Genomic DNA, 24,212 nt, shown 5'->3' on the forward strand with positions numbered 1-24,212 from the left:
CGTCCGGTTCACAGCCGGGTCGTCCGGTTCACAGCCGGCTGAGGGAGGCCGCGGCGCACAGGACGTCGCGGATCGCCTCGCGGTCGCCCTCCTGGCCCGCCGCCGCCTCGACCGGCGACACGTGCCCGGCCACCAGCCGGCAGAACTCCACGCCGTCGAGGGCGACCTGCGCGACCGTGTGCGCGGGGGAGCCGAGAGCGGCCGGCGAGTCGAGCGCGATGTACCAGTCACCGCCGCCCCGGCCCTCCACCTCCAGGTGCAGCGAACGCCCCGGGCTGCCCGCCGTGACCAGGTGCCGGGCCGGTCCGGCGAGACCCGCGCGGCGACGTCCGGCGAGGGTGGCGGGCAGCAGCCGGGCCGCGAGGTCGATCATGTCGTGGAGATGGGCGGAGGCGGGCGGCTCGTACGGGTAGTCCACGGCGTCCGCGATGTCCCCGCCGTGCACCCAGCACTCGAAGGCCCGTTCCAAGAGCGAGTCGTGCAGCGGGAGGGCGAAGCCGCCGTAGGGGACGGAGATGTCCTGGACGCCGGCGAACGACACCGTGCGTACGAGGGTGTGGCTCTGGTCACGCCACGGCGCCCGTACGGCCCGGGTGGGCGGCCGGCGCGCTGACGCCCAGAACGACTCGGTGCGTTCGGTCGGGGACACCGGCCTGCCGCCCTCGCCGAGCGGATCGTCCAGGCCGAGCGCCGTGGACACCAGGCCGTCGACGGCCATCAGGTGGCCGATCACCCCCGCGACCGTCGTCCTGCGGTTCACCTGCCGCTCGCCTTCGAACCACTTCAGCCGCACCGGAGCGTGCCACTCCGAGTCGCCTATGTCCCGCAGCAGGGCGTCGAGCCTGGCGGTCTCCGCGTCGTACGGAGCGGCCCAGGACGGGACGGGGATGCGGGCCGGGCGGCGTCCCAGACAACCCTCCAGGACCCGGGACCTGAGCATCGGGTCCAGGTCCAGGGTGCCGTCCGTGTGCAGCAGTCCCACGGCGTCGCGCAGCCGCAGCGCCTCGTCGGCGCAGGGGGCGCACGAGGTGAGGTGTTCCTCGACCGCCGCCGTCTCCTCGGCGGAACAGGCGGCCAGGGCCCAGGCGCCGAGCAGTGACTTCAGCACCCGGTGGGAGAACGGCGGGCCGGGCGGCTCCGGTGGCTCCGAGCCGCCGAATGCCGCCGGAGGGAGATAATCCCAGTCGTCGGCGGCCGCCCGGGGGCCGGGTATGCGCCGTTCCACCGGATGCTCGCCGTCGCGGGCGCCGTCGCCCTGGCCCTGGTTCATGGCGTCGGCCCGTAACCGGGAGGCGCGGAATCCGCGGACGGCCGGGTGTTGGCCGTGGAGAGCAGCTGCAGCCCGAGCCGCAGCCGGCGCCGGGCCTCGTCCCCTGTGACGCCGAGATCGGAGGCGGCCTGGCGGTAGTCCCGGCGCTGGACGTACGCCAGCTCCAGGGCGGCGCGCAGCGGGGCGGGCATCGAGGCGACGATGTAGTCGGCGCGGGCCGCGGCGGTGGCCTTGAGCACCCGGTGCTCCAGCTCCTCGGACCAGGCCTCCGCCTTCGCCTCCGCCTCCGCGCCCTCGGCCTCGCCGTGCGCGCCGCGGAGCCGGCGCACGGCCTGGCGGTGGGTGAGGCGCGCCACCCAGGAGCGCATCGGGCCGTGCTTGGGGTCGTACGCCTCGGGGTTCTCCCAGACGTAGCCGAAGACCTCGCGGGTCACCTGGTCCGCGGCGTCCTCGTCGTCGAGCATCCGGTGGGCCTGGCTGTGCACCAGGGCGGCGAACCGGTCGTAGAGCTCGCCGAGGGCCGCCGCCTCGCCCCGCGCCAGCCGCTGCTGCATGCGGCGGTCCCAGCGCGGTGGTGCGTCCTTCGCCATCGAGCCCCCAGCCCTGTTCCCCTCGTCAGGTCGAATGTAGTCGGCGGTATCGGGCGTGCACGTACCTTTGCGGCAAGTACGTTCCCCGAGCGGCGCCGAATGATAAGGAATGCATGGCGCCTTGCCGTTTCCTGACCGGGTAAACGATCCTTGAGCGATCATTTCCGGATGAATCGCTGACCGGCGATGCGCGGAACGGGGTTTCGCGGGAGCTCACGAGGGCAGGCGCGAGGGGGAACGGTAACTTCCGGATCCTCCGGACCCCCCGGACGAGAGGCCGAGCCGCGTGACGCTGAAGGTGGACGAGACCCAGCAGGACGCGTGGACCGTGCTGCGCATCCACGGCGAGCTCGACCTCGTCAGTTCGCCCGTGGTGCGCCAGTCGGTCCACCGCGCGGTGGCCGCGGGCCGGCACGAGGTGGTCCTCGATCTCTCCGGTGTCTTCTTCTGCGACTCCAGCGGTGTGAACGTCCTGATCGCGTCCCGCCGCCTCATGAAGTCCTGCGGGGGCAGGCTGCGGCTGATCCTCCCGGCCCGCGGCGCGGTGGACGGCTCGCACGTCAACAAGGTGCTCGGCGCCCTCGGGGTACGCCGCCTCTTCGAGGTCTACCCCGACGCGGACACGGCGACCGACGAGGAGTCCACGCCACTGACGGCCTGACGCGCCGGGGCGGAGCGAGGTTGTGACAGCCCCGGTGGGAGTTGGTGACACGTGACGCCGGCCGGCGACGTACGCTCCCCGCATGGACAGCGCAGAGTACGAGCGCAAGATCGCTCACCGCTTCGCCGCCTTCGACCAGGACGGCAACGGCTACATCGACCGCGCCGACTTCAACGCCGCCGCGGCCCGTCTGCTCACCGAGTTCGGTACGACGGCCCGCTGCGACAGAGGCCAGGCGCTCTACACGGGTGCCGAGGCGTTCTGGCAGGGCATGGCGGGGATCGCCGACGTGGACGGGGACCAGCGTGTCACCCGGGAGGAGTTCGTCGGCGGGGCGGTGAAGCGGCTACGGGACAACCCCGATCGCTTCGCGGAGATCGCGCGGCCCTTCCTGCGGGCGGCGCTCGCCGTCGCCGCGGGTTCGGACCCTGAGGGCGCGGCGCCCGCCTCGGCCCCCGTGGCCGCGGTGGAGCGCGCCCTGCGGGTGCTGGGAGCGGCGGACGACATCGCGAGCGTGGCGGCCCGGAGCCTGGACACCGATCAGGACGGCCGGATCGCGGAGCCGGACGCGGTCGCGGCCTTCTCCGCCTACTTCACGGTGATCGAACCGGACGCCTAGGCCACAACACGCCCGACGGAGTGCCCAGTTCACTTCCTTCCGCGGGCCGGTCCCCGGCACGCGCGCCGGGGACCGGTTCCGGGTCGCGGGAGGTCGAGGGCCTCCGGGGGCGCACGGAAGGCAGCCCCCGGGTCACGCAGCGCATCCGGTGACCCGATGCGCCCCGGGGGCGGTCTGTCACCGGGCGGAGTCACGCCGTCCGCCTCGGGTACGCTCCGTGGGATGCGAGCGGTACTGGAACGGGAGGATCCGGGGGTGGCCCGAGCGGCCGCCCCGGTCGGCCGACGGTGCCCTGCTCGCGGGCCACGGAGCAGCGCCGGGCCTGCCGGGGGCTTGACCCCCGCGCTGCCGGCGCGCTTCTGTTCGACTCTCCGCAGCACGCGTCGCACAGTATGGACCACGCGTACTCCTTCGCGCTGGAATATGCCCGAAGCGCTTGTTGCGGTGACTGTACGTCAACCATGCTGTCCTGCAGGGGAGTCACGTTCCGTGACCCTGAGGAGGCGCTAGGCGATGTGTCCGCCGGTTCGGATGGTGTGAGCGGTGCAGGTGCTTCAGGTTCAGCTGGAGGTCGGGCCGGATCCCGCAGAGGTGGGGCGGGCCCGCAGATGGGCGCGGTCGCGACTGATCGGGTCCGGGTTGGAGGACGACGAGCCGCTCGCGGAGACGCTGATCCTGCTGATCTCGGAGCTCGTCACCAACGCGGTGGTCCACACGGGCTGCCCGGCCGTGCTGCGGATGCTGTTCGGTGCTCAGGGCTCCGCGGGAACCGTCCGGGTCGAGGTGGCCGACAGGAGCACCCGCCCGCCCCAGCCGCGTCACGCGGAGGGCGAGGACACCGGCGGCCGCGGGCTGGAGCTCGTGGACGGCCTGGCGGACCGCTGGGGCTGGCAGCCGGAGGGCGCCGGGAAGAGGATCTGGTGCGAGGTGGACCGCGGCGGCCCGGTGATGGTGCCGGTGATCCAGGAGCAGCCCGGTGACCGGGCAGCCCGCCTCTGAGGTCCCTGCCCTTCGGCCGTCCGCCCGGTGCGGCTCGGTGCGTGCGTCTACGTCCGCCCGGCATTCGTTCGGCTTCCGCTCGGCGGCTCGGGGCCGATCGGGGCAGCTCGGCGCCCGCTCAGCGCCCCGCGACCTCCGACCGGAACGTCCGCCGGTAGACCGTGGGTGACACCCCCAGCGCGGCCTGTACGTGCTGCCGCAGGGAGGTGGCCGTGCCGAAGCCCGCGTCGCGTGCCACCTGGTCGATCGACAGGTCCGAGGACTCCAGCAGCTGCCGCGCCCGCTCCACCCGCTGCTGGGTGAGCCACTGCCCCGGGCTGACGCCGACCTCCTCGCGGAACCGCCGCGTGAAGGTGCGCACGCTCATCGACTCCCGCTGCGCCAGGTCGCGCAGCAGGATCGGCTGCTCCAGCCGCCCCAGCGCCCAGGCCCGCGCGCCCGTCGTGGTGGCGGACCGCGGTTCGGGCAGGGGCCTTTGGATGTACTGCGCCTGGCCGCCGTCCCGGTGCGGGGGCACGACGGTGCGGCGGGCGACGTCGTTGGCGACGGCGGTGCCGTGGTCGCGCCGCACGATGTGCAGGCAGAGGTCGATCCCGGCGGCCACCCCGGCCGAGGTCAGTACGTCCCCGTCGTCGATGAACAGGACGTCCGGGTCGACGCGGACCTGCGGGAAGAGCCGCTGGAAGTGGTCTGCGGAAGCCCAGTGCGTGGTGGCGGGGCGCCCGTCGAGATATCCGCCGGCGGCGAGGGCGTAGCCGCCCGTGCAGATGGCGACCATCCGGGTCCCGGGTCTGATGAACGCGAAGGCGGCGGCCAGTTCGTCGGTGAGCCGTCCCTCGTCGTACACGGGGCCCAGTTCGTAGGAGGCCGGTACGACGACGGTGTCGGCGGCGGCCAGCGCCTCGGGGCCGTGCTCGACCACGATGTCGAAGTCGGCGTCGGTGCGTACCGGGCCGGGCGGGCGTACGGAGCAGGTCACGATGTCGTACAGCGGCTCGTCGTCGCCGGTCGGATCCGGCCTCCGGGCGCGGCCGAAGATCCGCTGGGGGATGCCCAGTTCGAAGGGGATCACCCCGTCGAGGGCGAGTACGGCGACGCGATGGCGCATCTGGGCCCCTGCTCTCCCACGCGTTGGATGTGTCGGCTGCGGACTGATAAACGTACCGTTCATGCAGGAAATGCCGAGTGCGCGTTCAGCCATTCCCCGCGAGGCCGTGGTCCGTGCGACGGCGGGGGCGGCGGCGGTCGTGACCGTGGCGGCCGGCCTCGGTGTCCGCGCGACGGCGGGCGGGGACGTGGCCAAGTACGCGGGCGACGCCCTCTACACGACACTGATCCACATCCTCGTCACGGTCCTCGCGCCGAGGGTGCGGCACCCGGTGGCGGCGGGCATCGCCCTGGCCGTCAGCTGGGCGGTGGAGCTGGCCCAGCTGACAGGTGTACCGGCCGAGTTGGCGCTCCGCAGCACGGCCGCGCGGCTGGTGCTCGGCTCGACGTTCAACGCGCCGGACCTGTTCTGGTACGCGGTGGGGGCCGGTCTGGCCTGGGCCGCCCACAGCCGCCTCATGGCCTGGAGCGCGACTCCGCGGACCCGGTCCTGATGGCCCGATCCCTGCGAAGGGTGTCCACTCAGCCACTCGTGCGGGGACGGCCGCCGGCCGGATGCTGAGCGGCGTGAACCGGACAACCGAAAGCGCGACCGCCGAGAGCGCGCCCGCCCACAGTGCGACCGCTGAGAGCGCGACCGCCCACAGCGCGACCGCTGAGAGCGCGACCGCCCACAGCGCGACCGCTGAGAGCGCGACGGCCGAAAGCGCGTCCGCCCGCAGCGCGTCCGCCCGCAGCGCGTCCGCCGAGAGCGCGACGGCCGAGAGCGCACCGGCCCTCTCCCGCCGGCCGCGTATCCACCGTGCCTGGATCGTCGCCGCCGTCACCTTCGTGACGATCATCGGCGGCGCCGCCTTCAACTCGCTCCCCGGCCTCCTCATCGAGCCGCTCAATGACGATTTCGGCTGGTCGTACGGCGAGATAGGTCTCGCCGTCTCCATCGACATGGCCCTCTACGGGCTGACCGCACCCTTCGCGGCGGCGCTGATGGACCGGTTCGGCATCCGCCGGGTCGTGGTCGTCGCGCTCAGCACGGTGGCCGCAGGGGCCCTGGCGAGCTACTGGATGACGGCGGCCTGGCAGCTGATGCTCTACTGGGGCCTTCTCGTCGGCCTGGGTACCGGATCGATGGCGATGGCCTTCTCCGCGACCGTCACCAATCGCTGGTTCGTGGCCCGCCGCGGACTGGTCACCGGGATCCTGACGGCGGCCGGGGCCTCCGGCCAGTTGATCTTCCTGCCGCTGTGCGCCTGGATCGTCGACGAGCACGGCTGGCAGCCGGCCACGCTGACGGTCGCGCTGGCGGCGTTCGTCGTCGTCCCGTTCGTCTGGCTCCTGCTGCGCGACCACCCGGCGGACGTGGGCCTCGCCCCCTACGGCGGGACGTACGTGGAGAAGCCGGCACCGGTGACGGGCGCCGCGACCCGCGCGGTGCGCGTCCTGTTCGAAGCGGCCCGCACCGGCCCGTTCTGGCTGCTGGCCGGATCGTTCGCGATCTGCGGAGCCTCCACCAACGGCCTGATGCGCACCCACTTCATCCCCTCGGCACATGAACACGGCATGGAGATCCCCGCGGCGGCCTCGCTGCTCGCCGTCATCGGTGTCTTCGACATCATCGGCACGATCTTCAGCGGCTGGCTCACCGACCGCTTCGACGCCCGCCGGCTGCTCGCCGTCTACTACGCGCTGCGCGGCGTCTCGCTGCTGTTCCTGCCGATGCTGATGGCGCCGACGGTGCACCCGACGATGGTCTTCTTCATCGTCTTCTACGGCCTGGACTGGGTCGCCACCGTGCCGCCGACCCTCGCCCTCTGCCGTGAGCAGTACGGCGAGGACAGCGCCATCGTCTTCGGCTGGGTCCTGGCCTCGCACCAGGTGGGCGCGGCCCTGGTCGCCTTCCTAGGAGGCGTGGCACGAGACGTGACGGGCTCGTACGACCTGGTCTGGTACGCCTCCGGGGCCCTGTGCGCGACGGCCGCCCTGATGGCCCTGGTGATCCGCCGCAAGCGAGAGCCCGTGCGGGACGCGGTGGGCACGGTGGACGCGGTGGGCCGCTGACGGGCGGTCCGGGAGCGCCCGCTACGGTGACGTCCCGTACTGGGGCGGGCGCCGGGGGGCGGATGAGCGTGGCGGAGAAGAGCGGCAGACCGAGGGCCGTGGGGCGGGACGGCACCGTGGCCCTGGTGGTCTGCGCCTCGCAACTGGGCGCGCTGCTCGTCGGCTTCGATGTGTTCCAGCTGGGACGCACGGACGAGTACGGAAGGCCGGGCGGTTCGTCGCTCGGCCTGCTGTTCACGATGATCCTGGGCCCGCCGCTGCTCCTCGTCCTCGGGATGGCCCACACGGCCCTCATGACGATGCCGGCCGATCTCCTGGGCGGCGCGGTGGCCCGGCGGGCACCCGGCGGACCGGGGCAGTGGCAGGCGGCGTTCGCCCTCGTACTGGCTGCGGTCTATGCGATACCGGTGGCGGCGGCGGGTGCCCCGTACGTCCCTGCCGTGGCCTGGATCGGGGGAAGTGCCGTCCTGCCGCTGCTGGGGGTCGCCCTGCTCCACAGGATCGAGCGGAGGCGGGGCCGGGCACCGGGGGCCGGCGCGGTGTGTCTGGCGTCCCTGTGCGCGGGGGTGCTCCTCGTGCTGGTCTCCGTACTGGCCTGTGCGATCGCGCTCGCCACGGGCCTGGTGGGGCACTACACCCCGCCACGCCTCGGTGAGACGCGGATGTACGGGGTCTGGAGGAGCGGGGACGGGCTGACCGAGATCAGGCTGGCCGAGGGCGGCCGGGCGGAACTCACCGGCGTGCCGTACGAGTCCGACTTCCAGGAGGTCTTCTGCGACGGCGGGAGTTCGTGGACGTACAGGCCCGCGGACGGTCCGGCCGGCGGAACGGTCGAGCTCGCGCCCGTGGACTGCCCGGCCATGAGCTGGACGGTGGGCGGCACGGAGGAACGGCCCGAGCTGTACGTCCTGTTCGGCGACCCGGACGTGGGTGACGTCCGGGTCCTCACCAGAGGCTGATCTCTCCGGTCAGTGCCGGCCCAGGCGCCCCGCGATCTTCCGGGCGTCCAGGGCGATCTCACGGAGCATGCCGCTGATGGGGTTCGTGAAGCCGGTGAAGTAGAGGCCCGGAGCATTGTGGGGCGTGCGGGCGCCGTGCACCACGGGGCGGCCCCCGGGGCCCAGTACGCCGAGGTGGCCCACCAGCGGTTCCAGCGAGCGTTCGTAACCGGTCGCCGCGATCACCACCTCCGGGGTGAGCCGGGTGCCGTCGGCCAGCACCACCGCGTCCCCGTCGAAGGACTCGACGGCCGCCACGGGGATCACCCGGCCGCTCTTCACCGCGTCGATCAGGCCCACGTCCTGGATCGGGACGGCACCCTCCTTGACCCGGCTGTACAGGCCGGTGTCGGGCCTGGGCAGGCCGTGTCCGGAGAGGTCGGGCACGGCGACACGGCTCAGCAGGCCCGCGGCGGCGTCGACGAGCCGCACCGGAAGCCTGCGGACCAGGACGGCGGTCCCCTGCGCGGGCCAGCCCGCCGTCGAGCGGCGCACGATGTGCGGGGCCGTCCGGACCGCGATCCGTACCCGGGAGGCGCCTCCCTCGACCAGGTCGACGGCGATCTCCGCCCCGGTGTTGCCGATGCCGACCACGAGGACGTCCTTGCCCGCGTACGGGGCCGGGGCCCGGTACTCCGCGGCGTGCAGCAGCTCACCGGTGAAGCCCTCGCGGCCGGGCCACGCGGGTATCCGCGGGGTGTGGTTGTAGCCGGTGGCCACGACGACCGCGCGTCCGGTGAGCACGCGCCCGCCGGTCGCGCTCAGCTGCCAGCCGCCGCCGTCCGGCGCCGGGTCGATCCGGGACACCTCGACGCCCGTCACGACCTCCAGCTCGTGGTGGACGGCGTACTTCTCCAGGTAGCGGACCATGTCCGCGCGCGAGACCCAACGGCCGAAACGGCGCGGCATGCGCAGTCCCGGCAGCGCGGACCAGCGCCGAGTGGTGTGCAGGTGCAGCCGCTCGTAGTGGCGGCGCCAGGACGCCCCCACGTGCTCGGACTTCTCCAGCACCACCGCCCGGACACCCTGCTCCCGCAGGGCTGCCGCGGCGGCGAGACCGCCCGGACCGCCGCCGATCACGTAGACCGGCCGGCCGTCGGTCCGGTCGATGGAGGCGGGCAGAGGGGTACCGGAGACGGAGGTGGGTTCGGGCATGCTTCGGAGCGTAATAGGACATGAACATGATGGGTCCCGGTTCGGGTGGGAATCGGTTGCGAAATGATCACGGATACCCGTCGCGGAGGGCGAACTCAGAGGCCGGGTGCGCCCCATACCGGGAACCAGCGCGAGAGGTCGCCCTCCAGCCGCAGGTCGTCACCGAGGACGGCGCGGACCTGGAGCTCCAGCTGGTTGTCGCGCTTCTCCCCGCCGCCCGGCGCCGGGGCGAACGGGTAGAAGGTGCCCCGCTTGTAGAGGTAGACCAGGGCCAGCGAACGCCCCTCCGGGTTCCGGAAGCCGATCATCGAGCAGAGCAGATGGGGCCCGAACCCGCCGTCCCGCAGCAGGGTGTTGACCGCGTGCAGGTCGTTGACCAGCGCGGCCGTGTCATCGGGCTCCTGGCGGGCGAGCAGCCAGGTGTAGCCGTAGGCGTCCGTGCTGAACTCCACCGGGATCCCGCCCCGCGCCGTGTCCGCGTCGAGCAACTCCCGCACGTCCTGCCGGACACGGGCGAACGCGCCGCCCTCCACCCCGGCGAAGCACACCGAGCCGAGCCCGGTCGGAGTGAAACCCGTCCCCGCCTGGAGGGTCAGCGCGGCGGACGGCACGGCGAACAGCTGGTCGAGGTCGGGGCGTACGGGTCTGGCGCGCCCCAGGATGCTGTCGAGCAGGCCCACGGAAGGCTCCTCACGGACGGGACAGGCCGGCGGAGATGCGCGCCAGCTGGTCCAGCCGCTGTTCGAGGGTCGGGTGCGAGGAGAGCAGCCGGCCGAGGCTCTCCCGGGCGGCGAAGGCGGGCACGAAGTAGAACGCGTTGTACGGCTCGGCCTTCCGCAGGTCCTCCGTCGGGATCCTGGCCATCTGCCCGCTCACCTTGGTCAGGGCCGACGCGAGCGCCGACGGGCGGCCGGTGAGCAGGGCGGCCGTACGGTCGGCCGACAGCTCGCGGTAGCGGGAGAGCAGCCGGGTCAGCAGGAAGCTCAGTGCGTACACGACCGCGCTGATCAGCGGGATCAGCATGAGGATGACGCCCGCCGGGTCGTTCCCCCTGCTGTTGCGTGCGAAGCCGCCCCACAGGGCGACCCTGGTGACGATCCCGGCGAGGACCCCGAGGAACGACGCGATCGTCATCACGGCGACGTCGCGGTGCGCCACGTGCGACATCTCGTGGGCGAGGACGCCTTCGAGCTCCTCCGGCTCCAGCCTGCGCAGCAGCCCGGTCGTGGCGCACACCAGCGCGGTCTTCTCGCTGCGCCCGGTCGCGAAGGCGTTCGGCACGTCGCTCCGCGCGACGGCCACCCGGGGCTTGGGCATGTCGGCGAGGGCGCAGATGCGGTCGATCGCGCCGTGCAGCTCGGGCGCCTCCTGCGGTGTCACCTCGCGGGCGCCCATCCCGTACGCGGCGATGCGGTCGCTGAACCAGAACTGCGCGACGAACAGTCCGCCCGTGAGGGCCAGGATCACCGGCCACGCACCGCGCAGGACGGCGAGGAGCACGCCCACCAGGACCACGTACAGCAGACCGATGAAGAACATGGTGCTCACCATGCGGGTGGTCAGGCCGCGGTCCGGGGCGTAGCGGGAACGGGATCGTGCCATGAGGGCCTCCAGCGTTCATCTGCCTCCCATGATGCGCCTCCGCCGCCATAACGGGACGAATGGCGCTTTTCACGGCCAGAGGAGCTCGCGCCTCCAGTCCGCCCCTTCGCGCCGGTAGCGCAGCCGCACGTGCCGGCGCCGGGCGTCCCCCTGGAAGAACTCGACCTCCCGCGGCTCGACCACGTAGAGCGTCCAGGTCTCCGCCTCCGCGTCCGGCTCGGCCCGCGCCCGCTCCCAGGCGGCCTCGGAGGCGCGTACGAGATCGTCGTACGCGGGCAGCACCTCGCTCTGCGAACCCGTCAGCGCCGAAGCGAGGGCGCCCGTCGACCTGGCCCGCAGATCCGCCCGGCTCTCCGCACGGCTCGCGGGGGTGACCGGCCCGCGCACCCGCACCTGGCGGCCCTGGGCGGGCCAGTAGAAGCCGAGGGCGGCGTACGGCCGGGCGGCGAGCTGCCGGCCCTTCGCGCTGGTCGCGTGGGTGGCGAAGTGCCAGCCGCGCCCGTCCGCGTCGTGCAGCATCAGCGTCCGCACGTCGGGCAGACCCTCCGGGTCCACCGTCGCGAGGGTCATGGTGTGCGGCTCGGTCTGGCCGGCCGCCACCGCCTCGGCGAACCAGCTGTGGAAGAGGGCGAGGGGATCGGCGGGGGCGGAGGCCGGGTCCAGACGGGGGAGGGGCACGTCCCAGACGCGCTGGGTGTGGAGCAGGTCCCTGAAGGCCTTCTGCGCATCGTTCATGCTCCCCATTCCACAGCCTCGCGTGCGGTGCGGAAAGCGCCGACGGCGGACCACAGGGGTGGTCCGCCGTCGGTGAGACAGGACGCGGGGAACCGCGGAAGCCCGCGGTGCCCGGCTGGATGTGGTGGGGTCGGGGCTGCCGGGGCCTACCTGACCGGCTTCTTGCCGGTGATGCCCAGGTGGACCAGCAGCGCGAGGGTCGGGCGGAGTTCGGCCTGCTTGACGCCCCAGGTGGTGAAGCCCTTCTGGTGCGAGGCGACCCCGGCCATCATGACGACCAGGGAGCCGGCCACCGCCGCGGGGCTGACGTCCTTGTCCACCTTGCCCTTGGCCTGGAGTTCCTTGACCGACTCGGCCAGGGAGCCGGTGACCGAGTTCAGGACCTTCATGCGGATCTTGTAGAACCGCTTGTCGCCCTCGGCCGCGCCGAGGTCGACGACGCGGAGGATCGCGTCGTGACGCCGCCAGAAGTCGAGGAATCCCTCGACGAGTTCTTCGGAGCTCTGCCAGCCGGCCTTGCCGACCCAGGAACGGCCGCTGACCAGTTCGGTCAGTCCGGATGCCTCCTTGGCCATTTCTTCCGCGAGTTCGAGAACGGCGCCCTCGACATCGGGGAAATACTGGTAGAAAGTCGCGGGTGAAGTCCCCGCCTTCCGGGCGACGTCGATGACTTTGACGTCCCGGTACGGCGAGGAGCTGAGCATCTCGCTGAGGCAGTCGAGCAGCTTCTGCCGCGTCGCCTGACCTCGCCGACCAGCCACGCGGCCGTCGACGGTGCGTACTTGTCCTGTCATGCCGTCAGCTTACCGAGGGGTGATCCGAGCGCGATTTGGCCGACTGCAAATGGGGAACGGCCCAGGGCGGGCGGGGCGAAGAGCGCATTTCCCGGTGTTGTGGAAGCCAGATTTCCGCGGGCGCAAAGGGCTATTGAATTGCACGACCGGACCGCGCCGGAGGTGCCCCGGGGTGATCGTGTTATCAACAGCCTGTGGATAACTTCGGTGGACAACCTTCGTCCACCGGGTCCGGACATCTTCACGATTCGGGCATAAGTTCTATTCAGCCTCCCCGGGGCGCGCCGCGCGGCCCTCGACGCTACGTTGAGTGTGACGGGCGTCACCGTCCACCTCGCCGTGGGCCGCAGCGGTCCACAGCCTCCCGCGGCGAAGTCACCGCGACAGCGGCGTCCCCTCGCCGCGACGGAAGGACCCGGGCCATGGCCGTATTCGCGCAGTCGGCGCCGTGCTGGGTGGATGTCCAGCTCTCCGACCTGGAGGCGGGCAAGCGCTTCTACGGCGGGCTGTTCGGCTGGACCTTCCACGCGGGCGACGGCATGCCCTTCGCGGACGCGTACAGCGACGGCGCGCTCGTGGCCGCGCTCGCCGCGAAGCAGGACGGCCGCATGCCCACGACCTGGGGCGTCTACTTCTCCACCGACGACATCCTCGCCACCGTCGCCCTGATCCGTGAGGCGGGCGGCCAGGTGATCACGGATCCGGTGCGGGCCGAGCGGGCCGGTGTCCTCGCCCAGGCCGCCGACCCGGGCGGCGCGGTCTTCGGTCTCTGGCAGGCGGGCGACCGCCCCGGCTTCGAGAAGCAGAACGCGCCGGGGTCCTTCTGCTGGACCGAGGTCTACACCCGGCAGCCCGAACGGGTGGACGCCTTCTACGAGCAGGTCTTCGGCTTCCAGGGGACCGACATCGAGCTGCCGGGTTCCCCGGACGGGGCGCGGGAGGCGGAGGCGTTCCGCGTGTGGTCACCCGCCGGCACCGAGCCCGGGGAGGACACCGCGATCGGCGGCCGGGCCCTCATCACGGACGCGTTCCCCGAGATGATGCCCAGTCACTTCCTCAACTACTTCGCCGTCGCCGACTGCGTCCGCACCGCCGAGACCACCGTGCGCCTCGGTGGCCGGATCACGGCCCCGCCCATGGACATCCCGTACGGGCGGACGGCCGTCCTCCAGGACGACCAGGGTGCGGCTTTCGCCGTGCTCCAGCCCACCGAGCTGCTTCCCTAGCCGGCCGGACCGCTCCGCAGCCGGCCGCCCTGCTCCGTAGCCGGCCGGTCCCCGCCGTGGTCCTCCCGGCCTCCGCGGCCGGCCGGAGGTGTCCTGAAAGGGGTGGACTGCCACAAGACACCCGGATCTGCCCCCGGGTTCGCAACCGGGCCCCGAGCCAGGAAGAATCAGGGTGCGCACCGCCAGGTGGTGCCCAGTGGTGAGACGCTGCACAGGGCGGGATTTCGCGGGCTTCTGTTCCTGAGGTCCGTACGGGGAGGTGGCAGGCAAGTGGAGCAGCTTACGCAGCATGACCCGAGGCGGATCGGCCCGTTCGAGGTGCTGGGACGGCTCGGGGCCGGCGGCATGGGGCTGGTCTATCTCGCCCGGTCGGCGTCGGGCCGGCGGGTGGCGATCAAGACCGTTCGTACGGAACTGGCCGAGGACCAGCTGTTCCGGGTCCGCTTCACGCGTGAGGTGGAGGCCGCGCGCGCGGTCAGCGGCTTCTACACGGCCGCCGTGGTCGACGCGGACCCCCGGGCGGCCGTGCCCTGGCTGGCGACCGCCTACGTCCCCGCCCCGTCGCTCGAGGAGATAGTGAGTGAGTGCGGGCCGATGCCGACGCAGGCCGTGCGCTGGCTGGCCGCAGGGATCGCCGAGGCCCTGCAGTCGATCCACGGGGCCGGTCTCGTCCACCGCGACCTGAAGCCGTCCAACGTCCTCGTCGTCGAGGACGGACCGCGGGTGATCGACTTCGGCATCGCGTCCGGCGTCTCCAACACCCGGCTGACGATGACGAACGTCGCGGTGGGCACCCCCGCGTACATGTCTCCGGAGCAGGCCCGCGACTCCCGCAGTGTGACGGGCGCGAGCGACATCTTCTCGCTCGGCTCGACCCTGGTCTTCGCGGCCACCGGCCACGCGCCCTTCCACGGCGCGAACCCCGTCGAGACCGTGTTCATGCTGCTGCGTGAGGGCCCCGACACCGAGGGGCTCCCCGACGACCTGCGCCCGCTCATCGAGTCCTGCATGCAGATGGACGCGGCCCGGCGGCCGAGCCCGGCGGACCTCCAGGCCCAGCTGGCCCCGCACCTGTTCGCCTCCGGCAGCGACGACAGCGGCACGGCTTCGGCCTGGCTGCCGACCGTCGCGACCGCGATGATCGAGCAGCGCCGCGGCGGCGGCCGTACCGTCGCCGTCGCACCCGCCCCGGTCGTCGTGCCGCCGCCCCCCTCCCGGCCGCCGCAGGGCGCCGACCAGGACGGCTCGTGGCTCGGCGGCGACCTGCGGACCGCGCCGGCGCCCGTCCCCGACGGCGGGCCCGTGCGGCTGGCGGGTGCCAAGGTGCCGATCGGCCCCGGGCCGCGCCCCGTGGACGTCAGGGGGCCCGCCGCCGCGCACGCCGACCCGGCGACCGGCTGGGTCCGCCCGCCCGGGGGCCGGACCGGAGCCGTGGCGCCCACCGCTCCGGTGCCCGCCCCCGCGCAGGCCCCGGACGCGGCGCCCGCCGCCCCCGAGCGCTGGCGGCCCTGGCGCTTCCGCATGTCGAACGACGTCTGGGGCACGCCCGTCGTCGTCGGTGACCTGCTCTACGTGACGTCCTTCGAGGTCCACGCGCTGGACGTGGGCAACGGCAGGCGGCAGTTCAAGACCCGCGACGTCGCCTGGTCGATGACCGTCGACGGCGGCCGGATCCACGCCTCCGACGGCCCGTCGCTGTACGCGCTGGACGCGGCGACCGGCGCCGAGCGGTGGCGGCTCGGGACCGACGCGTGGGTGTACGCCCTCAAGGCCGACCGGGGCACCGTCCTGACGGCGACGCGGGGCGGCGGCGTACAGGCGTGGGAGGCGTCCAGCGGCGAGAAGCTGTGGGAGACCGGCGGTGTCCAGACGGACTTCGAGACCCCGGAGGCCGGGCCCGTCATCCACCAGGGCACGGTGTTCCTGTGGCAGGACGCCCGGCTGCGGGCCGTCGACGCCCGCACCGGTGCGGAGCGGTGGTCGTACCCCGTCGGCGACGCGGCCTCCTGCGGCGGTGTCCCGGTCCGGGTGACCCCGGCGCCCGACGGCTTCGTGTACGTCGCCGCGGGCACCCGGGTGCTGGCCGTGGACACGGTCTCGGGCCGGGTGCGCTGGCACTTCGAGTCACCGGCGGTCTTCCTCTCCCCGCCCGCCTTCGCGCCGGGACCGGCGGTCACGGGCGGTGGGGTCTACCTCGCGGACTACCTCGGCACCGTGTACGCCCTGGACGCCTCGACCGGCAAGGACCGCTGGCGCATCGCGACGGAGGCCAGGCAGTCCGTCGAGCCCGTGCTGGTCACGGGGGGCAACGTGCACGTCGGCAGCGGCAGCGCGCTGTACACCCTGGACGCGGTGACCGGCACGCCCAAGTGGCGTTTCGCGGCCGGCGGCGACGTGATCGGCACACCGGTGGTCGCGGACGGCCGGGTCCACTTCGGCTCCGCGGACCACGTGCTGTACACCCTGGACGCGGCGGGCGGCCAGCTCCGCTGGAAGCTGGCCACCGGCGGCGAGATCACCGGCTCCCCGGTGGCGCAGGCGGGTGTCGTGTACGCGTGCAGCAAGGACCGCTGCGTGTACGCCCTGGACGCCCTGAAGGGCACGGGCACGGGCAACAGGGCCCGGGCCTGACCGCCCCGGCGCGCTCGGGGCGCCGCTCTCAGGGGTGGGGCGGGTGGTACCGGTCCCGGTCCTGCCCCTCGTCCCGCGGGTAGGAGCCCTCGTCCTGTACCGGGTACCGGGCGGTGTCCTCGTCCCCGGGGGCCGCACGGTGGCGGCCCGGCCCGGTGTACGGATGCGCCTCGGGTTCCGGACCGGGGGACGTCTGCGCGGCCGGACCCGGCTCCTGCGTCGGAGGCCAGGTGTCCGGACGGTCGTCCGGCGGTACGGGATACGGTTCTGCGGTACGGTCCGCACGCGCCGCCCGCCGCCGCCCGGACATCAGCAGTGCGCCCAGCAGGAGCAGGACCCCGCCCGCCAGCGCCTGCGCCACGCCCCAGCGGAGCCCGGATGCGTCGCCGTCGACCGTCAGGCTCCCCACGGCCTGCCCCACGCGGACCATCCACAGCACGGTGAAGCCGAGCACGATCAGGCCGGCCAGCGCCACCACCCAGCGGCTGCGGAGCACGACCCCCACCAGCGTCACCAGGGCGGCGAACAGGAAGGGCAGCAGGATCGAGCCCATCACGGACGACGAGACCTCCGTGATGCCGGCGAACGGGTCCTGGACGCGGTAGTCCCGGCCCAGGCGGTCGTTGTACCAGCTGTGGAAGGGGCTCTGCACGGCGGCCGCGGCTCCTACGAGAGCCACGACGGAGCCGAGGACATTGCGAATCATCGACAGCCTCCCGGGCCATGGCGCACGGCTGTGCGCACCGCTCCCCGGATCGACGCTACGCCTGGCCGATCTGCCCTGCCATCGGAGGCCGGGGGCCGGCGGAAGGCCGGACACGGACACAGGCGGTGCGGATGGGGACAGTGGCCGACCGGACGGACGCCATGACGAGACCGTGACAGGGCCATGACGGAACCCTGGGCAAGCGTCCGGAATGCTGTGCGTTACGTTGTCGCGCGGCCGTGCGACGGCCGAGGAAGCCGATCACGACGAGGGGGGCTGCAACGATGGTGCGGCGACAGATGAGGTTCGCGGCGGTACTGGTCGTGGTGGTGCTCGCGCTCACCGGATTCTCGACGTCCAGCCATGGGGGCAAGAGCGGGAAGAGCCGCAGCAGCGGCTCCAGCAGTGGCGGCGGGTGCTCGAACTCGAAGAAGAGCAACGGCAGTTACCACGACTACGACGACGACTACGACGACAGCTCGTCCAGTTCGTCCGGCTCGTCCGGCGGCTCGTCGAACGCGACCCCCAGCCCCACCGCCTCGGACGCCCCCGAGATCCGCGTCATCCGCTGCGCCCAGCCCAAGAAGGGCAAGCGCAGGGCGGTGACCACGTCCACGATCGAGATCCGCTCGACCGCGTACGGCACGCAGACGTACGACGTGGACGTGACGTTCGTGGACGCCAAGGGCCTGACGGTCGACACGGGCGAGGCCACGGTCGAACTCGACTACGACGAGACGCGGACCCTGAGCGTCAAGATGGACAGCCCGCGCCTGGTCTCCCGCGTCAAGCGCTGCCTGGTCACGGCCGAACCCATGTGACCGAGCGGGGCCGATCCGGTGCACTGCGCCCGGCGCCCGGCGTGATGCCGGGCGCCGGGCGCGGACATGCAGTGGCCGCGACGGCTCCCCCTCCGCGCCGCCGCGGCCACCCCCCGTGCGATTGAGGTCTACTTGGCAGGCTCGGACGTGGCGTGCTGGTCGAGGGTGGTGATCTCCTCGCCCGTCGCGTGCTGGTCCTGCGTCGTGATGGGCGTCTCCGGCTCGCCGGTGGCGTGCTGGTCGGCCGGCTTGAAGATCGGGTCCTGCTTGCTGGCGTCGGCCATGATGGTCAACTCCCTCTCTGCACTGCACGATGGGTTTGCGAGGCCCGTCCGGCTGTTCCCCCGTGGACTGCCGGACGGGCCTCTCGGGGCCGTTCACCCTAGTGGCACGGCCGCTGTCGCCCCCGTCTGCCCCCCGACGCGACGGATCGACAGGCATGAGCATGCAGGGCAGCGATAAACGAACGATGAACGCCCCGTTTTCAGGCGGCTGCCGCAGGTGACAGGAGTGACCGGACATCGGCCGCTTCCGGTGAGGCGAGCTCCTCGTAGATCGCGAGCGCTTCGGCCCAGCAGACCTGGGCGCGGCCGGTCTGACCGATTCCGGAGAGCGCCCGGCCCAGGACGGTGAGCACATTTCCGCGGCGCCACTCCCCGCCGATGCCGCGAAGGACCGTGAGCGCCAGCTCGGCGTACTGGGCGGCCTGGGCGGGCCGGCCCGAAGCGAGGTCGACCTCGGCGAGCCTGAACAGGGCCATGCCCTCCCACAGCCGCTGGCGGCTGTCGCGGAATATGGCCAGGGCCTCGTTCAGCTGTGCCGCCGCCGCCGTGGGCTTCCCGCTCTGGGTGAGCGCCATGCCGAGGGCGTAGCGGCCGTTGGCACCCCTCAGCGCGTGGCCGAGGGAGTCGTAGATCTCGATGCCCGCCGTCGCCAGGGTGATGGCACTGTCCGTCCGCCCCGTGGCGAGGTGGATGCGCGAGAGGTTGCACAGGGCGCTGGCCTCGCCGGGGCGGTTGTCGTCGCTCCGGAACGCCTCGATCGCCTGGTTCAGGAACGTCTCGCCGTCCGCATGACGGTTCTGGTACAGCGCGATGATGCCCCGGGCGTTGGACGCCCAGCACGCGGGCAGCCGGTCGTCGACCGTACCGGCGAGCCGCAGGGCCTCCTGGGCCTCACGGTCCGCGTGGTCGAACCGCCCGGCCAGCTGGTGCACGTTGGCCAGCGACATGACGGCGCGCCCCTCCGCCCGGGGGTCGCCGCACGCCCTGGAGGCCTCCCTGACGGTCATCGCGACCGCCTCGTACTGCTTCGAGTTGGCGCCCGACTCGCCCAGGTCCAGGGCGGCGTAGAGAAGGTCGACCGCGCGCGCCAGGGTGGCCGGGCGAACCGACTGGCGTACGCACGCCAGCAGGTTGGTCGCCTCGGCGTACAGCCAGTCCAGTGCCGAGTGCCGGTCCGCGAAGGTGAGTCCGGCGTGCTCCGTCGGCTCCAGGTGGTCCACCAGCCGGTCGCCCGGCCGCTCCAGCGCGTACACGCCCGCGGCCGTCGCCAGGTAGAAGTCCAGCAGCCGTGACAGCGCCAGTTCCGTCTCCACCGGGGGCTGTTCGTCGCGCTCCGCGCACGCGCGCGCGTAGAGCCGCACCAGGTCGTGGTAGCGGTAGCGGCCCGGGGCCGCGGACTCCAGGAGGCTGGTGTCGACCAGGGACTCCAGGAGGTCCTCCGCCGTGTGGAGGTCCAGGTCGAGGAGCGCGGCCGCGGCCGCGAGGGAGATGTCCGGGCCGTCCGCCAGCCCCAGGAGCCGGAAGGCGCGGGCCTGGGGCGGCTCCAGCTGGCCGTAGCCGAGCTCGAAGGTGGCCTTCACCGCGAGGTCGCCGGCCTGGAGTTCGTCGAGCCGGCGGCGTTCGTCGGCGAGCTTCGCGGCCAGCACCGAGACCGTCCAGGTCCGGCGGGCGGCCAGCCTGGAGGCGGCGATGCGGATGGCCAGCGGCAGGAAGCCGCACGCGGCCACCACGTCCAGGGCCGCCTCGCGCTCGGAGCGGACCCGCTCGTCGCCGACGATGCGGGTGAAGAGCTGGAGTGCCTCCTCGGGCGACATCACGTCCAGGTCGACGAGATGCGCCCCGGCCAGGTCGACCATGCGGACCCGGCTGGTGACCAGCGCCGCGCAGCCCGCCGTGCCGGGGAGCAGCGGCCGGATCTGGGCCGCGTCGTGGGCGTTGTCGAGCAGGACCAGGATGCGGCGGCCGTCGAGAGCGGAGCGGTAGAGGGCGGCCCGCTCGTCCAGGGAGTCCGGGATCGCGGAGTCCGGTGTGCCCAGGGCGCGCAGGAACGAGCCGAGCACGGTCTCGGGTTCTGCCGCCCGGCCGCCCGCCCCCTGGAGGTCCACGTACAGCTGGCCGTCCGGGAAGTGCGGGCGCGCCTGGTGGCCGACGTGCACGGCGAGGGTGGTCTTGCCGACTCCGCCGATGCCGGCCAGCGCCGAGACGGCCATGACGGAGCCCTCGGCGGTGGCGAGCCGGGCGCCGAGCTCGCGGACGAACGACGCGCGGCCCGTGAAGTCCGGGACGGTGGCCGGGAGCTGGGCGGGGCGGACCGGCGCGGAGGCGGCCGCGGGCTCGTCCGCAGGGCGGGCCAGCTCCTCGTCGGCCTGGAGTATGCGCTGCTGGAGCTGGGCGAGTTCGGGGCGCGGGTCGACGCCGAGCTCCTCCGCGAGCAGCCGCCGGGTGTCGGCGTACACCGCGAGGGCCTCGGCCTGCCGGCCGCTGCGGTACAGGGCAACCATGAGGAGTTCGCGCAGCCGTTCACGCAGCGGATGGGCTGCCGTGAGGGCGGTCAGTTCGGAGACGGCCTCCGCGTGGCAGCCGAGCTCCAGGTCCAGGTCGAGGCGGGTCTCGGTGAGCTGGAGGCGCCATTCCTCCAGGCTGGTGCGCTGGTTCTCCGCGTACGGGCCCGGGAGCGAGGCGAGCGCCTCGCCGTCCCAGAGGCCGAGCAGCTTGCTGATCAGCGAGCGCGCCTGACCGCGGTCGCCCCCGCCGCGGGCCTTCTCCGCCTGGACGGCCATGTCCTGAGCGACGGTCAGGTCGAGGGCCGAGCGGGGGATCCGGACGGCGTAGCCTCCGGACTCGCTGACCAGGGTGTCCTGGCCCAGGGTCTTGCGGAGCCGGGACGCGTAGGTCCGTACGGTGGCCAGTGCCTGGGACGGGGGGTCGTCGCCCCAGAGGGCGTCGATGAGTTCGGCCGCCGTGGCCGTGCGGCCGTCACGCAGGAGGAGGGCGGCCAGCAGGGCTCGTTGCTGCGGTGACCCTGACGGCAGGAGTTCGTCGTCACGCCATGCGCGGACCGGGCCCAGCACGGTGAAGCGCAGGCCGGCGCCGGCCGCGCGTTCCCGTGGAGCGCGTTGCTCCGGTACGCGCACGCCGGGTCCGTTGTCGCGGTCCATGTTGCCCCCTGTCCTGCCTGCCCCGCCGGTCCTGCTGATCCCGCCCTGCTCCGTACCGCTGGTATCGCGGTCAACAGTCTGCCTTGTTCTGGGCGGGCTCGTCAGTATCGGGTGACGCTCTGCACAGGCCCTCGACAAGAACGGGGGGCGAGGGCCTGTGCGGAGGGTGACGTCGGGTCAGCCGGAGAGAGGGAGCTGGAGTTCGGTGACCCACGCGTCGCGGTCCTCCGGGCACTCCAGGGAGACCTCCCGGGCGTAACCGGCCGACCGTCGTCCGTGGTCCTCGATCCAGCGGGCCAGGGTCTGCTCGGTCGCGAGGACGTGGTCCATGGAGCCACGGTGCACGATGGTGGCCGCCTCGAAGGCGGGCAGTTCGACGACGGTGACGCCGGTGCCTCCGACCGGGCCGGCCGGGGCCTCGACGGTCACGCCGGCGTGGACGGTGACCGCACCGTCGCCCCCGGGACCGTCCTCGTACCGGGCGATGCCCGGACCGGAGGGGCGGACGCCCGCCTCGGCGAGCAGCGGGAAGAGCCTCTCGTACAGCGGGCCGATGACGGGGGAGATGTCCTGGGGCTGGTACCCAGGGGCCGTGCCGGTCACCTCCGCGACCCGCACGGCCGGAACCCGCTTGATCTGTACGTCGTTCTCGGGCATGTGTCCCTCGCTCTCGATGGACCGGAGCCTCGCCTCGACCTGGGTCAGCCGGGCCGCCGCCGCGGCCATGGCGGCTTCCAGTTCCGCCCGGCGCAGCCGCAGCATCCCGCGCAGCTCGTCCGTGTCCACCTGCTCGTCGACGACGGCCCGCACCTGCTGGAGCGTGAAGCCGAGGTCCTTGAGCGCGATGATGCGGTTGAGGCGGGCGAGCTGGGCGGCGCCGTAGTAGCGGTAGCCGGTGTCGGGGTCGGTGCGGTCCGGGCGCAGCAGTCCGATGGCGTCGTAGTGGCGCAGCATCCGGGCCGACACCCGCCCGTGCCGGGCGAAGTCTCCGATGGTGAACATGATGGCTCCCATTGCGGGGGTTCACACGGGGACAAGGTCAAGGGCCGCCGCGGACTTCTCCGGAACGGAACGGGACGGACCCTGAGCGGAACGGAACGGGCCCTGAGCGGAAAGGGCAGGAGCCCCGCTCCTCCGCCGAAACGGGGGAGCGGGGCTCCTTGGGTAATGCTCACTCGGCCGCGATCGGCCGACCCGGGCAACTAGGCCGGGGTGACGTTCTCAGCCTGCGGACCCTTGGGTCCCTGAGTGACGTCGAAGTTCACGACCTGGTTCTCCTCGAGGGAGCGGAACCCGGACGCGTTGATCGCGGAGTAGTGGACGAAGACATCCGGGCCGCCGCCGTCCTGGGCGATGAAGCCGAAGCCCTTTTCAGCGTTGAACCACTTGACGGTTCCGGTAGCCATAAGCCCTCCTTGGGCCAAAGGGTTGCCCTGCTCCAGAACCTGCAAACAAGTCTGAAAACTACAAAAGCCTGCGGGTTACATGCTCCGCAGGCTCTGTACTGCAAGGGAAACCAAACTGCAACTTGCGAAAGAGCCTAGCACGCAGTCCACAGGGAGCGGTAGAGGGAAAGATCACTTCACCCGGATGTTTGATTGAGCCGCCGGAGAGGTGACGTACGGGCCCCCCGGAAGGCGGTCGGGGCGCCCCGATGACACCCGCCGGCGGGCACGGGTCTAGCCTCGCGATGTGGACAATTCAACCGTCTCTCCCGTAGAAGGCGACGACCGTCGCAGCAGGCCGCGCGTCGGCCACATCCAGTTCCTGAACTGCCTCCCCCTCTACTGGGGCCTGGCACGGACCGGAACCCTGCTCGACCTGGAGCTCTCGAAGGACACCCCGGAAAGACTCAGTGAGCAGCTGGTCAGGGGGGATCTGGACATCGGTCCCGTCACCCTGGTCGAGTTCCTGCGCAACGCCGACGACCTGGTCGCCCTGCCCGACATCGCCGTGGGCTGCGACGGCGACGTCATGTCCTGCGTGATCGTGTCCCAGCTCCCCCTGGAGCAGCTGGACGGGGCCCGGGTCGCCCTCGGCTCGACCTCGCGGACCTCCGTGCGGCTGGCTCAGCTGCTGCTCGCCGAGCGGTTCGGCGTCACCCCCGACTACTACACCTGCCCGCCGGACCTCGGCCTGATGATGCAGGAGGCCGACGCGGCCGTCCTCATCGGCGACGCCGCGCTGCGCGCCAATCTGCACGACGCCCCCAGGCTCGGGCTGCAGGTCCACGACCTCGGCCGGATGTGGAAGGAGTGGACGGGGCTGCCCTTCGTCTTCGCCGTGTGGGCGGCCCGCAAGGACTACCTGGCGTCGCACCCCCACTACGTCGAGAAGGTGCACGAGGCGTTCCTCGCCTCCCGTGACCTCTCGCTGGAGGAGGTCACCAAGGTGGCCGAGCAGGCCGCGCGCTGGGAGGCGTTCGACGCCGAGGTGCTGGAGCGCTACTTCACCACCCTGGACTTCCGCTTCGGCCCGGACCAGCTGGCGGGTGTGCGCGAGTTCGCCCGGCGTACGGGACCGACGACCGGGTTCCCGGCCGACGTGAAGGTCGAGCTGCTCGGCGGCTGACACGGCCGTACCCGGGAATGGTGCGGCGAAGAAGATGAATGTTGCACCTTCCCGGGCCCTTCCCCCGAGGGCCCCCTTTAGCGCGGACGCGTGGGTCCGGCATTCCGTTCCCGGGAAAGGGGGCGAATGTCCGGAGTTCTGTCGAGGAGTCCCGTCCGGTGCACACGGGGACGAATAGCGGATGCCTCCCGGAACGCCTTCCGGTATCCCGCCGGTGAACGCCGATA

The 24,212-nt window shown here is 72.6% G+C and carries 23 protein-coding genes; 10 read left to right on the forward strand and 13 right to left on the reverse strand.

Annotated features, from left to right (window positions below; all coding sequences use genetic code 11):
- Window positions 1-28 precede the first annotated feature (28 nt).
- Entirely contained in the window at window positions 29-1,270 is a 1,242-nt protein-coding gene (locus tag ACFYQ6_RS17840) for a maleylpyruvate isomerase N-terminal domain-containing protein (RefSeq protein WP_361583139.1), read from the reverse strand.
- On the reverse strand, window positions 1,267-1,860 hold the full coding sequence (locus ACFYQ6_RS17845; RefSeq protein ID WP_361583136.1) for a sigma-70 family RNA polymerase sigma factor: 594 nt from the start codon (window positions 1,858-1,860) through the stop codon (window positions 1,267-1,269). Before ACFYQ6_RS17845 ends, ACFYQ6_RS17840 begins: the two co-directional genes overlap by 4 nt.
- Window positions 1,861-2,146: 286 nt before the next feature.
- Between ACFYQ6_RS17845 and ACFYQ6_RS17850 the strand changes: the two genes are divergently transcribed.
- The 3 genes from ACFYQ6_RS17850 to ACFYQ6_RS17860 all read left to right on the forward strand — a co-directional run bounded on the left by ACFYQ6_RS17850 (window position 2,147) and on the right by ACFYQ6_RS17860 (window position 4,139).
- Window positions 2,147-2,521 (forward strand): STAS domain-containing protein, encoded by a 375-nt coding sequence (locus tag ACFYQ6_RS17850; protein WP_356737105.1) that lies wholly within the window; start codon window positions 2,147-2,149, stop codon window positions 2,519-2,521.
- Between the two features lie 82 nt (window positions 2,522-2,603).
- The gene (locus ACFYQ6_RS17855) at window positions 2,604-3,140 is read left to right on the forward strand and encodes an EF-hand domain-containing protein (protein WP_361583134.1); all 537 of its coding nucleotides are present in this window, start codon (window positions 2,604-2,606) and stop codon (window positions 3,138-3,140) included.
- 543 nt (window positions 3,141-3,683) lie between these two features.
- On the forward strand, window positions 3,684-4,139 hold the full coding sequence (locus tag ACFYQ6_RS17860; protein WP_361583132.1) for an ATP-binding protein: 456 nt from the start codon (window positions 3,684-3,686) through the stop codon (window positions 4,137-4,139).
- A gap of 118 nt (window positions 4,140-4,257) precedes the next feature.
- Here the strand turns inward: ACFYQ6_RS17860 and ACFYQ6_RS17865 are convergent, their stop codons facing one another.
- A complete protein-coding gene (locus ACFYQ6_RS17865; RefSeq protein ID WP_361583130.1) occupies window positions 4,258-5,247 on the reverse strand; it encodes a helix-turn-helix domain-containing protein in 990 nt (329 codons plus the stop codon).
- A 61-nt stretch (window positions 5,248-5,308) separates the two neighbouring features.
- Between ACFYQ6_RS17865 and ACFYQ6_RS17870 the strand changes: the two genes are divergently transcribed.
- From ACFYQ6_RS17870 to ACFYQ6_RS17880, 3 genes are all read left to right on the forward strand, one after another.
- On the forward strand, window positions 5,309-5,740 hold the full coding sequence (locus ACFYQ6_RS17870) for a DUF2809 domain-containing protein (protein ID WP_388763718.1): 432 nt from the start codon (window positions 5,309-5,311) through the stop codon (window positions 5,738-5,740).
- 73 nt (window positions 5,741-5,813) lie between these two features.
- A complete protein-coding gene (locus ACFYQ6_RS17875; protein WP_388763720.1) occupies window positions 5,814-7,304 on the forward strand; it encodes an MFS transporter in 1,491 nt (496 codons plus the stop codon).
- Window positions 7,305-7,330: 26 nt separating this feature from the next.
- A complete protein-coding gene (locus ACFYQ6_RS17880) occupies window positions 7,331-8,263 on the forward strand; it encodes a hypothetical protein (protein ID WP_388763722.1) in 933 nt (310 codons plus the stop codon).
- A gap of 9 nt (window positions 8,264-8,272) precedes the next feature.
- Here ACFYQ6_RS17880 and ACFYQ6_RS17885 read toward each other — a convergent pair whose 3' ends face one another.
- From ACFYQ6_RS17885 to ACFYQ6_RS17905, 5 genes are all read right to left on the reverse strand, one after another.
- Complete coding sequence (locus ACFYQ6_RS17885) at window positions 8,273-9,457, reverse strand: flavin-containing monooxygenase (protein WP_388763724.1); 1,185 nt, start codon at window positions 9,455-9,457, stop codon at window positions 8,273-8,275.
- Between the two features lie 95 nt (window positions 9,458-9,552).
- Complete coding sequence (locus tag ACFYQ6_RS17890; protein ID WP_388763726.1) at window positions 9,553-10,137, reverse strand: hypothetical protein; 585 nt, start codon at window positions 10,135-10,137, stop codon at window positions 9,553-9,555.
- 10 nt (window positions 10,138-10,147) lie between these two features.
- On the reverse strand, window positions 10,148-11,059 hold the full coding sequence (gene htpX, locus ACFYQ6_RS17895; protein WP_361583117.1) for a zinc metalloprotease HtpX: 912 nt from the start codon (window positions 11,057-11,059) through the stop codon (window positions 10,148-10,150).
- A 69-nt stretch (window positions 11,060-11,128) separates the two neighbouring features.
- Window positions 11,129-11,794 carry a pyridoxal 5'-phosphate synthase gene (locus tag ACFYQ6_RS17900; protein ID WP_361583115.1) on the reverse strand — a complete coding sequence of 222 codons (666 nt, stop codon included), beginning with the start codon at window positions 11,792-11,794 and terminating at the stop codon, window positions 11,129-11,131.
- Between the two features lie 146 nt (window positions 11,795-11,940).
- Window positions 11,941-12,588, reverse strand: coding sequence for a TetR family transcriptional regulator (locus ACFYQ6_RS17905; protein ID WP_388763728.1), 648 nt, complete (start codon window positions 12,586-12,588; stop codon window positions 11,941-11,943).
- Between the two features lie 422 nt (window positions 12,589-13,010).
- Between ACFYQ6_RS17905 and ACFYQ6_RS17910 the strand changes: the two genes are divergently transcribed.
- Window positions 13,011-13,814: a VOC family protein gene (locus tag ACFYQ6_RS17910; RefSeq protein ID WP_388763730.1), complete on the forward strand. Its 804-nt coding sequence runs from the start codon at window positions 13,011-13,013 to the stop codon at window positions 13,812-13,814.
- Window positions 13,815-14,084: 270 nt separating this feature from the next.
- Window positions 14,085-16,445, forward strand: a complete 2,361-nt coding sequence (locus ACFYQ6_RS17915) for a serine/threonine-protein kinase (RefSeq protein ID WP_361583107.1) — start codon at window positions 14,085-14,087, stop codon at window positions 16,443-16,445.
- Between the two features lie 28 nt (window positions 16,446-16,473).
- On the opposite strand, the gene ACFYQ6_RS17920 is transcribed toward ACFYQ6_RS17915, so the two are convergent.
- Window positions 16,474-17,151 (reverse strand): hypothetical protein, encoded by a 678-nt coding sequence (locus ACFYQ6_RS17920; RefSeq protein ID WP_361583105.1) that lies wholly within the window; start codon window positions 17,149-17,151, stop codon window positions 16,474-16,476.
- Window positions 17,152-17,435: 284 nt separating this feature from the next.
- Here ACFYQ6_RS17920 and ACFYQ6_RS17925 point away from each other — a divergent pair, with 284 nt between their 5' ends.
- Window positions 17,436-17,972 carry a hypothetical protein gene (locus ACFYQ6_RS17925; protein WP_361583103.1) on the forward strand — a complete coding sequence of 179 codons (537 nt, stop codon included), beginning with the start codon at window positions 17,436-17,438 and terminating at the stop codon, window positions 17,970-17,972.
- A 128-nt stretch (window positions 17,973-18,100) separates the two neighbouring features.
- On the opposite strand, the gene ACFYQ6_RS17930 is transcribed toward ACFYQ6_RS17925, so the two are convergent.
- The 4 genes from ACFYQ6_RS17930 to ACFYQ6_RS17945 all read right to left on the reverse strand — a co-directional run bounded on the left by ACFYQ6_RS17930 (window position 18,101) and on the right by ACFYQ6_RS17945 (window position 22,820).
- On the reverse strand, window positions 18,101-18,256 hold the full coding sequence (locus ACFYQ6_RS17930; protein WP_167526143.1) for a hypothetical protein: 156 nt from the start codon (window positions 18,254-18,256) through the stop codon (window positions 18,101-18,103).
- 200 nt (window positions 18,257-18,456) lie between these two features.
- Complete coding sequence (locus ACFYQ6_RS17935; protein ID WP_361583100.1) at window positions 18,457-21,414, reverse strand: BTAD domain-containing putative transcriptional regulator; 2,958 nt, start codon at window positions 21,412-21,414, stop codon at window positions 18,457-18,459.
- A 177-nt stretch (window positions 21,415-21,591) separates the two neighbouring features.
- On the reverse strand, window positions 21,592-22,416 hold the full coding sequence (locus ACFYQ6_RS17940; RefSeq protein WP_361583098.1) for a MerR family transcriptional regulator: 825 nt from the start codon (window positions 22,414-22,416) through the stop codon (window positions 21,592-21,594).
- Between the two features lie 200 nt (window positions 22,417-22,616).
- Window positions 22,617-22,820 carry a cold-shock protein gene (locus ACFYQ6_RS17945; protein WP_003967102.1) on the reverse strand — a complete coding sequence of 68 codons (204 nt, stop codon included), beginning with the start codon at window positions 22,818-22,820 and terminating at the stop codon, window positions 22,617-22,619.
- A 286-nt stretch (window positions 22,821-23,106) separates the two neighbouring features.
- Between ACFYQ6_RS17945 and ACFYQ6_RS17950 the strand changes: the two genes are divergently transcribed.
- On the forward strand, window positions 23,107-23,985 hold the full coding sequence (locus tag ACFYQ6_RS17950; RefSeq protein ID WP_361583095.1) for a menaquinone biosynthesis protein: 879 nt from the start codon (window positions 23,107-23,109) through the stop codon (window positions 23,983-23,985).
- Window positions 23,986-24,212 lie beyond the last annotated feature (227 nt).

It is taken from the genome of Streptomyces sp. NPDC005494, from assembly GCF_042872025.1.
In the GTDB taxonomy this organism is placed as follows: domain Bacteria; phylum Actinomycetota; class Actinomycetes; order Streptomycetales; family Streptomycetaceae; genus Streptomyces.